Below are 11,321 nucleotides of genomic sequence, written 5' to 3'. Positions count from 1 at the left end.
GTTTCATGTTTGCCCTCTTTTACATGCAAGCTTGCCCCCCGATATTCCGGAGATAAGGGGGGATACCCTTTTGCTTTTCTTAATTCCTACTATAGCGATCACCAAAACCTATCTGGCTTGGTTAACAGTTATAGCGTTGACTAAGGCCACTATATTTTATGACTCATATGAAATAGCTATATGTAGTAGTATTATGACAAGATGTCAAATGACAACTTGTAATTCACTTGTAACTATCTCATTAGAGTCATGACAGATAACAAGGATTTAACAGGACTTTCCCGCAGAAGTTTTCTTGTTGGTACAGGCAGTATCCTCTTGGCATCAACATTGCCCATAGGACAGGCCTCTGCCCAAACAACCACCTATATCCGCCGCAACTTATCAGATCCATCAGCACCCCTGAAGAGTTATAAAAAAGCAATCAAAGCAATGTTGGAGCTGCCGCCCTCCGATCCTCGGAACTGGTACCGCAACGCCTTTATTCATCTCCTTGATTGCCCCCACGGTAACTGGTGGTTCCTGCCCTGGCACCGAGGCTATCTTGGTTGGTTTGAGAAAACCTGCCGCAAACTCAGTGGCGACCCCGATTTTGCTTTGCCCTATTGGGATTGGACTCAAGAACGCTATATTCCAAAGAAATTTTTTAAGGGGGTACTCAATCCCTCCCATGAAGCCTTTATTTCCAGCTACAGCACTTTCAAGGCAGAGTTCGAAAATCCCATGAGTGATTTTTGGAACTCCCTAACTGACAATCAATTATGTCAACAGAAATTGCGTGGATACTTCTCAATTGATGATGTTTGGCAAGCTATAGAAAACCCAGAGGCTCCGATGTTCTACCCTTCCGACGCAGCTCGTAGGATAACCCAGGAGAATCCTTATTTAGACTGCGAGACCCAGACAGCAGTGTCACTTGAGACTATCAAGTCTGCTCTTGCTCCCAGCAATTTCATAGATTTCGGTAGTACAGTCGCCAGGTACCATAGCCAAACGACTGGTTTCGCCATTCTTGAGGGTCAACCCCATAACCTCGTCCACAACAACATCGGTGGTTTTATGGGAAACTTTCTGTCCCCTGTCGATCCGATTTTCTTCATGCATCATTGCAATATAGATCGGCTATGGGATGTGTGGACCCGTAAGCAAGAAAAATTGAGTTTGCCGACCCTACCTGAAGGTGAAGAACTAGCCAAATGGCAAGCAGAATCCTTCCTGTTTTTCATTGATGACAAGGGTAATGAAGTTCAGGCGAATACGGCGGGGGATTATGCTAACATTTGCGACTTCAATTATGTCTATCAGCCTGGCTCTGGTGAGGAGGTGGTTTCAGCACACAAGAAGGTAAAGACCTATGTAAAAGGTGTTTCTGCTCTAAAACCTGTTTCTGGTGAAGTCATCGGTCGCTCGTTGAAGTTCAAGCAGTTATCCAAGAGCAATGTTAATCTTCCTAAGGAGATCCTTCGAACCGCTGTGGGAGAGATCGATGGATCCAATCTTGTCGCTGAAATTACAATTCAGCCTCCAGCCAATGCGCGGGATGTTAGGTTTAACGTTTTAGTCAATTCCCCGAAAGGACAAGACAATATTGAGTTAGATAACACTAACTTTGTAGGAGCTTTGGAGTTTTTCGGCACACCCCACCACAGGGATCCTGTAACCTTCACCATTCCACTGACTCGTGCATTGAAGGCTTTGGCTAAGACGAATAAACTAGATCTAGATCAAGATCAGCTTTTAGAAGTAGACATTGTGCCGAATAGGAAGACGATCAGCCGGGATTCCTTAAAGGCAACCTTTGAATCTGTGGCAACCTTTGAATCTTTGACGATCAAAACCTTCTAGGACACTACTGTTATGGAAATGATGCTGAAGCGCTTTACTTTAGTAATTTTTGCCAGTCTATGTCTGTTGATTGCGGGAGGCATTCAATATGCCCACGCTGCTGATTTGGCGGGGCAGGTGACCTTCTCGTTGCCCCGCACTCCAGCTCACGATGAGGCAGTCAGAGTAAGGATCTCTGCGGGGGTTCTACCTCGCGGTGCCAGGATTGTGGTGCGGTCGATGGATGGTAGAATTCTAGGGACGGTGTCTCCTTTTGGGGTGAGGCCAGGCCAGCCTTCGGGAGTTTACACGATTCCCCTGCCGGAGAGGGTTTTGAAGGATGGAAAAGTGTCTTTAGTGTTGCAACTTAAGCAGAAGGGTGCGAAGGGGGTTCGTGCTCCCAGTGCGGAAGAGTTCTTGGGGGCAGAGTTGGTTTATATTCCCATTACCCCTTTTGATTAGACCTGGAGTTTAGGCAAACTGAAATAAGCCAAATCAACCAGGGAAATTGGCCTTGAGGACAGAATAAAAAGCCTGATCCATGGGAAGGTAGCTTTTGGGTCTAGGCTTTTTCTGTATAGCGCTACGGGCAAGGGCTTTAGGCACAAGGCATGCATGCTAAAGTTTACTATAATCCATTGCCAATTAAAATAAACGGTGCCCAATAAAAGGGATGATCCAAACCATACTCTACTTTGGTAATTAAAGCAATTTGAGCTTGTCGGAGAGCTTCCGCTTTAGTAACGTTCTCCTGTTTCAAGACCTGATAAAATTTAGTCATCAAGGCTTGGGTACCCTGGTCATCCACTGTCCACAGGGATGCGATCGCAGCATCTGCACCAGCATTTTGCATCAGATAACCAAAACCGAGGATTTCTTTGCCATCCCCCAATTCTCCCCCTAAGCCGGTTTGACAGGCACTGAGCACTACTAAATCTACATTGGACAAATCCCATTTTTCTTCTACCTGGGTCAGGGTAACGAGACTGCCATCACCAAACAGAATAAATGAATCTTGTTTAGTTTTGTTGAACACAGCGTGGGTAGCTAGATGCACTACGGAATAGTCATTCATCTGATAAATGGTATCCCCGTGAAACTGTTTATCGATGAATAGCTTAGTGTTGGGAAAGGTTTCTGCCAGACTCTCTACTTCCGGTTGGGTATAGTGTAAGGCCGAAAAGCCTTTATGGGCTTTGGTGACCGCTGCCGCAAAAACGTCTAACTGTGGTGTCGGCTTATTGTCTAGGGATGTTAGGCTCAGAGCAGTAATCTGATTAACTCTCAACCGCTCAATTAGCCATTGCTCGCCATCATACAACGCCCCGAGGGGAATATAGCGCAATTTGCCATCAGGCGCATAAATTATAGTTTTGGCATTTGCCTTGGCTAAGTCGGCTTCAATCGGTTTAATTAGCCAGTCGTACAATTGCTCAGCAGGAGGTCTGGCATTACGGATCGGACTGGCAAGGAGTCTGCGGAAGTTTTTAATCGCTCTTTCCAGGTCTTTCCGTTTTACCTTAACCGTACGGCGAATCGGGGGAGCATAAGGGGTGACTAGGACTAATTCCAAACGGTCATCTAATACTAGGGGATAGAGAATAACCGCATCCTGTTCCAATTGCTGGAGTTGCTCTTGCAATCGTTTAGCATACTTCTTTAGGTCTAAGTTTTCTGCTTCTGTAGTTTCCCTCAATTTTGCCAAGCGAGCTTCTACCTCTGGACTGTTGAGGAAATTTTGAAAGTCTTTGGTGAGCTGGGCTTGATTTTTCCTAAGTTGAATGATTCGCTGTTGCTGGGTTTGGGTGCGCTTATCCCTAACAATAGTTTCTAGTTCACTGAGTTCTTGACCCAGGGCAATGGCTTGGTCGATAATCGGTTGGGTACCTTTGATGATTTCCTGTTCTTCAGTCAGTTCTGTAATGCCATCAACGGTATTATCATCCCCTCGCACATTACTGAGGTAATCCTGCAACTCCTGCACTTTCAGTAAATCCAGCACCCGTAGGGCTTCTAAGTTGCGATTTTGTTGGGTCAATAAATCAGCTAAGCGGCGATAGTCTTCGGCAACAGTATTGGTAAAGGATTGTTGTTGTTCAATGGGCAGAACCTTTAAGTCTTTGCGGATCCCTTCTCGGACATTAACGGATTGTTTGAAGAAGGTAATCGCTAATTCCGATTGGTTTTGGGTATCATACAACTTACCCATACCAGCCAGAATTTTCCCTTCCGTTAAGCGAGTGCCAAGAGTTCTGGAAAGGGCTAAGGCTTGTTGATAAGCTGCTAAAGCCTCGGGATAGTTTTCTAGGTTAGTGTAAACTATTCCCATATGGTACAAGGTATCGCTAATCCCGGCTTTGAACCCAGTTTTTTGATTAATTTCTAAGGCTTGCTGATGATAGTCATTGGCTTTAGTATACTCTCCCAGTTCTTCATAAACTCTTCCGATCCGATTCAGGGCTATAGCTTCATATAGGCGATGACCAATCTGTTGAGAAATAGCCAAGGATTGCTGATAGAATTGGAGAGACTTCGGATATTGTTTTTGTTTTTGGTAAACTTCTCCGATGTTAGTTAGGGTTTGCACAATCCCTTCCTTCGCCCCAATTTTGGTAAAAATGGCATTAGCTTGGTTGAAGTAGTCCAAGGCTTGGGGATAATCTCCCAAACCCAGATATTCTCCCCCTATAGAGTTATAGGTGGTGCCAATACCAGCCTGGTCACCTATGTCTTGACGAATGGCTAGGGCTTTTTGAGCATATTCTAGGGCTTTGGGATACTTTCCCCAGTGACTGTAAACTATTCCCATGTTGCCCAGGGTATTAGCTTCCCCTAAACGGTAGCCAATGTCTTTAAAAATAGCTAGAGATTGCTGTAAGTATTCTAAACCTCGGTCATACTCCCCTTGGTTACTATAAATTGTTCCGATATTGTGGAGAGTCTCACCAACTCCTCCCTTGTTACCAATGTCTTGACTAATTTTTAGAGATTGCTGATGATAGTTTAAGGATTTGGCATAGTCTCCCCAGCTACTGTAAACGCTTCCGATCCTGACCAAAGTAATAGCTTCCCCTGAACGGTGTCCAATGTCTTTAAAAATAGTTAGAGATTGCTGGAAGTATTCTAATGCTTGAGCATACTCACCCTGACTATTGTAAACTGAACCAATACCGAGGGTACTAGCTTCCCCTAAGCGCTCGCCTATTTCTTGAGAAATAGCTAGAGCTTGCTGGAAGTATTCTAATGCTCGGTCATACTCACCCTGACTATTGTAAACTGACCCAATATTACTGAGGGTACTAGCTTCCTGGGAGGGTACGCCTAGGTCTTGAGAAATAGCTAGAGATTGCTCGTAGTATTCTTTTGCTTGAGCATACTTACCCCAAGCATAGTAAACTCCCCCAATATTATTGAGGGTAACAGCTTCCTGGGAACGCTCGCCTAAATCTTGAAAAATAGCTAAAGCTTGTTGGAAGTATTCTTTTGCTTGCTCATACTCACCCCGAGCATTGTAAACTCCCCCAATATTATTGAGGGTAGTACTTTCCCTTGAGCGCTCGCCTAGGTCTTTTAGAATTACTAAAGCTTGCTGGAAGTATTCTAATGCTCGGTCATACTCACCCTGACTGCTGTAAACTTCTCCAATATTATTAAGGGTATTGGCTTCATTGGAACGATCGCCTAGGTCTTGAGAAATAGCTAGAGATTGCTGGTAGTATTCTAATGCTCGGTCATACTCACCCTGACTGCTGTAAACTTCTCCAATATTATTGAGGGTACTAGCTTCCTGGGAGCGTACGCCAATTTCTTGAGAAATAGCTAGAGATTGCTGGTAGTATTCTAATGCTCGGTCATACTCACCCTGACTATCGTAAACTGATCCAATATTATTAAGGGTAGTAGCTTCCCCTGAGCGCTCGCCAATTTCTTTAAAAATAGCTAAAGCTTGCTGGAAGTATTCTAATGCTCGGTCATACTCACCCTGACTATGGTAAACTCCCCCAATATTATTGAAATTAGTAGCAACACGTACACGACCGTGATCGCCAAGCTCTTGGCTAATGGCTAAAGCTTGCTGATAATAGTCTAGAGCTTGGCTATACTTCCCTTGGTTGTCATATATCAATCCAATGTTGTTGAGTTGAGCCGCAATTCCGATGGAGTCGTCTAACCTTTTGCTAATGGTTAAGGATTGCTGGTAGTAATCTAGGGATTGGTTGTACTTTCCCCAATTGCTGTAAACTCCCCCAATATTATTGAGGAGGGTTGCACGATTTTTATGGTCATCAATGTCTTTAGCAATAACCAAACCTTGCTGGTAGGAATCTAGGGCTTGGTCATATTTACCCTGAGATTCGTAAACTTGCCCAATAAAAATCAGAGCAGTTATTTCTTGAGAGGAATCTTGGGTTTTTCGGGCAATGGCTAGGACTTGCTGATAAGACTCTAGGGCTTGCTGATAGTTTCCTTGGCTGATTTGAGCTAGTCCAAGCCCTCCCAGGATAGTTGCTTGAACGGAGCGATTTTCAAGTTTTCGAAAAATCTCTAAGGCTTGTTGGTGATAGTCTATGGCTTGGTCATGGTTGCCCAATGCATAATAAGCTTGCCCAATCCCCCAAAGATTTGCACCTTCTCCCGTGATATTTTCAAGTTTTTTTGAAATGGCTAAGGTTTGTTGGTAATAGTTTATGCTTTGCTGATACTTTCCTTGTTTATAGTAAACCTCTCCAAGATTAGTAAGGGTAATCCATTCCTGAACTTGATTTTCGAGTTCGCGGTGAATAGCTAAAGCTTTATTATAATAATCAATGGCTTGGTCATACTGTTCTTGTTTACGGTAAAGGTAAGCAATATTACCAAGGGTAGTGCTTTCTGCTACTTGATTCTTAACTTCCCGGTGAATAGCTAAAGCTTGCTGATAATAGTCAATGGCTTGGTCATACTGTTCTTGCTTTTGGTAAAGTGTAGCAATATTACCAAGAGTAGTGCTTTCTGCTACTTGATTCTTAACTTCCCGGTGAATAGCTAAAGCTTGCTGATAATAGTTTAGGGCTTGGTCATACTGTTGCTGGTTATCGTACACCAAGCCAATATTATTGAGCGCAATCCCTTCCAGCTTACGCTTACCCAATTCTCGCCGAATCCCTAAGGATTCCTGGTAAACCTCTAGGGCTTTGAGATACTCTTGTTTCTGGTTGTAAATCCCTCCAATCCAAAATAGAATATTCTGTTCTAATCCCCGAAAACCAGTTGGTTTAGTAATGGCTAATGCCAACTCCAGGGTTTCTAGCCCTTGATCCAATTTCCCTTGATTGGTATAGAGTGCTCCCTTCAAGGTCAGGGCTAGACCTTCTCCTAATTGATAACCTTCTTCTCGACTCAGGGCATGAGCTTGCTCAAGAAACTCCCCAGCTTGGTTCAATTTCCCTGACCTGATGTAAGCTGAGCTGAATACAATCAGAGTTTCCGCTTGATAGTAGCGTGGGAAAATGCGATCGCTTTTGCCAGTCTTAGCTACTTTTTTGATAATACTCAAACCTTGCTGTAACCTATCTAAGGCTTTGTCATACTCTCCTTGGGAGGAGTAAACTGAGCCAATATTAACCAGTGCATAACCAATCCCAAGCTGATTACCTACTTCTTGGTTAATAGTTAGGGCTTGCTCCAACAACTCTAGAGCTTTAGGATAGTTTTCTTGACTTGAATAAACTGTTCCGATATGGGTCAGGGTTTCCCCTTCTTCCTTTCGCTCCCCATTACCTTGCCGGATTTTCAGAGCTTCTTGCAATGCTTCCAGGGCTTTGGTGTGTTGAGATAATAGATTGTAAACTTGTCCAAGGCCATTAAGAGCTTTAGCTTTACCGGAAGAGTTTCCCAATTCCCGATAAATCGTCAATACTTGTTGATAACTATCCAATGCTTGAGGCAACTGACCTTTAACAAACTCTGACCTTGCCCGATCGAATAACTGCTCAGCTTGAGTGGCTTGGTCTGGAGTCGTTTGTGCCACTGTTGGAGCAACTCCGAGAGTTTCTGGAGCTAGGATCGGTGAGAGCAGGCAGAGTAAGGTAGCACTAGCGAGCTTGAGACAGAATACAGGAATAGTAGAGTAAGTACCCATCGAAAAATCAGCCACTTGGTAGTTTCTTACTATATATCCTTAGGTGGTGCTACTTTTATGCGGATTGTTATATGCCGTCAGCTGTCAGCTGTCAGCTGTCAGCTTAAAGAAACCTAGTTGGCGTAGCCTGCGCCGATGCGCAAATTAGATCAGCCTCGTGATTGAGCCTCCGAGCCTGATCAACCAACTTGATCTGATATCATTTCAGGATAATTACCCTTAATCAAAATCTCCCCACACTTCCCCCACTGCCCACACTTGCCACACCTCTGATGACAACCCCCCAAGCTATTGACTGGAATTCCCTAGCCTCGGAACTTACCGGAATAGAAATTATTAATGACCCGACCCAAGTCGCTAAATTATCCCTAGACTACTACCACTTCAGTCCGGTACTGGAATCCCAGCTTAAGGATAAACGGGGGAATATCGTAGTTCGTCCGACTACGGTGGCGCAAGTCTTGGAAATAGCTAGGGTTTGCGTTAAGTACAAAGCTCCCCTAACCGTAAGAGGCTCAGGGACTGGTAATTATGGTCAGTGTATCCCCCTCAACGGTGGTCTGATTCTCGATACTACCCGTATGAATCAGATTAACTGGATTAAACCGGGTTTAGCCTCTGTTCAGCCAGGGGTCAAGCTAGCCGCCTTTGACAAAGAAGCTCATAAAATTGGCTGGGAATTGCGCATGGCTCCGTCTACCTATCGCACTGCTACGATTGGTGGATTTATTGGTGGCGGCAGTGGCGGCATTGGTTCCATTACTTATGGAGTATTACGCGATCGCGGAAATCTTCATGCTGTCCAAGTCGTCACCCTCGAAGACAAGCCCCGTGTAATCGAATTACGGTCAGATCAGGTGCAGAAGGTCAATCACGCCTATGGCACCAATGGCATTATCACCGAATTAGAAATACCCTTAGGACCAGTCTATCCTTGGGCTGAAGTGATTGTAGTCTTTGATGACTTTATGACTGCCGCTAGATTTGGTCAAGCCTTAGGTGATGCCGATGGCTTGATTAAGAAACTGATTAGCATTCACGCTTGGCCAATTCCATCCTACTTTGCCGCTCTGAGCAACTACCTTCCCGAAGCTAAGCACTGTGCCTTGCTGATGATAGCGGAATCTTCCCTAGAGCCATTCCAGGATTTAGTTCGGGAGTATGGTGGAGAGGTCACTTACCAGAAGACTGCCCTAGAAGCCAGCAAGGGAGTTAGCCTAGCAGAGTTCACCTGGAATCATACCACCTTACACGCCCGTAGTGTTGATCCCAGCCTCACCTATTTACAAACCTCATTTGTAAATCTGGAGCAGGTGGAGCATATGTATGAGCACTTTGGGGATGAAGTGATCATGCATTTAGAATTCATGCGAGTAGCAGGACAACTCATACCAGTGGGACTACAAATCGTTCGGTATAGTTCTGAAGACCGTTTAAATGAGATTATTCGCTATCACGAAGAGTATGGCGCTATGATTGCTAATCCCCACACCTACATCCTAGAAGATGGGGGTATGAAAACCGTTGATATGGAACAGTTGCGATTTAAGGAAATAGTTGATCCCTATGGATTGATGAATCCCGGTAAAATGCGGGCGTGGCAGTATCGGTAGAGTAAAGAGTTTGGGGTCCCGGCGCGGGGAGTGAGATTAACAACAGAACAGGGAGCAGGGAGTGGAGAGCAGGCAATTTTGGATCAAAAATTCTCACAATTTCTAAACGCATCCCTATACTATCAGAGCAAGCTAAAACAGATCAGCTGGCTATAGCTTTAGTATAAATTTTCTGGATAAGTGACATTTCCATAGTCAACTATACTTCGGTTGATATAGCTTAGAGGATATCTGAAAAGTTTTTTGATACTGAATTTTGCCCCCCTATAGCAATCCTAAATCATTTGTAAAATCAGCAAAATGTGGAATCGTTGCTGGGCAAGGGTTATAGCGTTTGCTTTGGCCAATATATTTCACGAATCATTTAGGACTGCTATAGCCCCCCAATTCTGGGGGGAACAAGAATCTATTTGCTGGTAAAAGTCCCCCAAAATTGATACCGCTGGCGAACTTAATATTTGTTTACAAAATAGTGAGCAGATGTGGAAAATATCCTTTGTTTGTCGTTGGTGTGGAACTATAAGTTGAAACAATTGTATTAGTTGTCAAACTGAGGAGTTGCCCCAATGTGCTTTAGAATTGAGAAAATAGCACCGATACCACCACAGACAGCAACCATTGCTCGCTCAGCTTTTCCCAAAGGGAGTATAGTAATGAGTATCAGGGATGAATTGGGAATTCTATATCAGGATGAGCAGTTGAGAGCCTTGTTTCCATCAAAGCAAGGGCAACCGGCATGGTCAGCTTGGAGGTTAGCGCTGATTACAGTCATGCAGTACATAGAGGACTTAACGGATGCTCAAGCAGCCCAAGCAGTGCGAGGACGAATCGATTGGAAATATGCGTTAAGTTTGCCTTTAGCAGACCCTGGTATCGATAGTTCAGTATTGAGTGAGTTTCGAGGTCGATTAGTGAAAGCCAAAGCCGAAGAGTTGCTGTTAGTGAGACTTTTGGAACGATGTCAAGAGCGGGGATGGCTGAGTGGGGGCGGGGTGCAACGCAGCGACTCAACTCATGTATTAGCAGCAATTCGGGTGATGCATCGTCTAGAAGTGGTTGGTGAGACGTTACGAGCAGCACTCAATAGTCTGGCTGTAGCAGTACCGCAATGGCTTCAGGAAAAAGTTCCGGTAGAGTGGTTTTCGTGCTATGGTAGTCGGGTTGAGGACTATCACATGCCCAAGGCTAGCGATGAGCGCCAGCAGTTAGGGGAGACGATTGGTAGAGATGGTTATAGGCTGTTAGCTGCTGTATATGATCACGATGCCCCGGATTGGCTGGTAAATTTGCCTGCGGTTGAGGTGTTGCGTCAGGTTTGGGTACAGCAGTTTCACATCGATGCAGACCAACAAGTACACTTCCGTCAACCCAACAATAGCCCGCCGTCGGCTCAATTAATTCACTCTCCCTACGATGTAGAAGCCCGATTCAGTCGCAAACGGGAAACTCAATGGGTGGGCTATAAGGTACATCTGAGCGAAACCTGTGGTGAGAATGCCCCCCACTTGATTACCCATGTGGAAACTACTGTTGCCACCACCACCGATGTACAGGTAACTGATCGGATTCACCAAGGTCTTAAACAGCGTCAACTGCTACCATTAACTCATATTGTCGATACGGGTTATGTGAGTATTGAGCAAATGCTCAATACTCAAGATACTGCTGGAATTGAGTTGCTGGCTCCGGTTTTACCCGATAGTAGTTGGCAAGCTCAAGCTGGTATTGGCTTTGATGTTGCTAACTTTACGATTGACTGGGAC

Annotated in this window: 5 protein-coding genes; 4 read left to right on the top strand and 1 reads right to left on the bottom strand. The window is 44.7% G+C overall.

The window, feature by feature from the left end:
- Positions 1-249: 249 nt before the first annotated feature.
- Positions 250-1,845 carry a tyrosinase family protein gene (locus F6J99_RS33300; protein WP_293119486.1) on the top strand — a complete coding sequence of 532 codons (1,596 nt, stop codon included), beginning with the start codon at positions 250-252 and terminating at the stop codon, positions 1,843-1,845.
- 12 nt (positions 1,846-1,857) lie between these two features.
- On the top strand, positions 1,858-2,286 hold the full coding sequence (locus F6J99_RS33295; RefSeq protein ID WP_293119484.1) for a hypothetical protein: 429 nt from the start codon (positions 1,858-1,860) through the stop codon (positions 2,284-2,286).
- A gap of 166 nt (positions 2,287-2,452) precedes the next feature.
- On the opposite strand, the gene F6J99_RS33290 is transcribed toward F6J99_RS33295, so the two are convergent.
- On the bottom strand, positions 2,453-7,945 hold the full coding sequence (locus F6J99_RS33290) for a tetratricopeptide repeat protein (protein WP_293119482.1): 5,493 nt from the start codon (positions 7,943-7,945) through the stop codon (positions 2,453-2,455).
- Between the two features lie 272 nt (positions 7,946-8,217).
- Between F6J99_RS33290 and F6J99_RS33285 the strand changes: the two genes are divergently transcribed.
- Both F6J99_RS33285 and F6J99_RS33280 read left to right on the top strand, forming a co-directional pair.
- Positions 8,218-9,558, top strand: coding sequence for an FAD-binding oxidoreductase (locus F6J99_RS33285; RefSeq protein WP_293119480.1), 1,341 nt, complete (start codon positions 8,218-8,220; stop codon positions 9,556-9,558).
- A 566-nt stretch (positions 9,559-10,124) separates the two neighbouring features.
- A partial coding sequence (locus F6J99_RS33280) for a transposase (RefSeq protein ID WP_293119478.1) occupies positions 10,125-11,321 on the top strand: 1,197 nt, incomplete at its 3' end.

The sequence above is a fragment of the Moorena sp. SIO4G3 genome, from assembly GCF_010692305.1.
GTDB classification, from domain to species: Bacteria; Cyanobacteriota; Cyanobacteriia; order Cyanobacteriales; family Coleofasciculaceae; genus Moorena; species Moorena producens_A.
Note: the sequence above shows the minus strand (reverse complement) of the source record. Positions and strands in the feature narration are given on the sequence as shown.

Excerpts from the sequence above, each read along its gene's own strand:
- F6J99_RS33285 (WP_293119480.1), top strand. The coding sequence starts at position 8,218 with ATGACAACCCCCCAAGCTATTGACTGGAATTCCCTAGCCTCGGAACTT.
- F6J99_RS33295 (WP_293119484.1), top strand. The coding sequence starts at position 1,858 with ATGGAAATGATGCTGAAGCGCTTTACTTTAGTAATTTTTGCCAGTCTA.
- F6J99_RS33290 (WP_293119482.1), bottom strand. The coding sequence starts at position 7,945 with ATGGGTACTTACTCTACTATTCCTGTATTCTGTCTCAAGCTCGCTAGT.
- F6J99_RS33300 (WP_293119486.1), top strand. The coding sequence starts at position 250 with ATGACAGATAACAAGGATTTAACAGGACTTTCCCGCAGAAGTTTTCTT.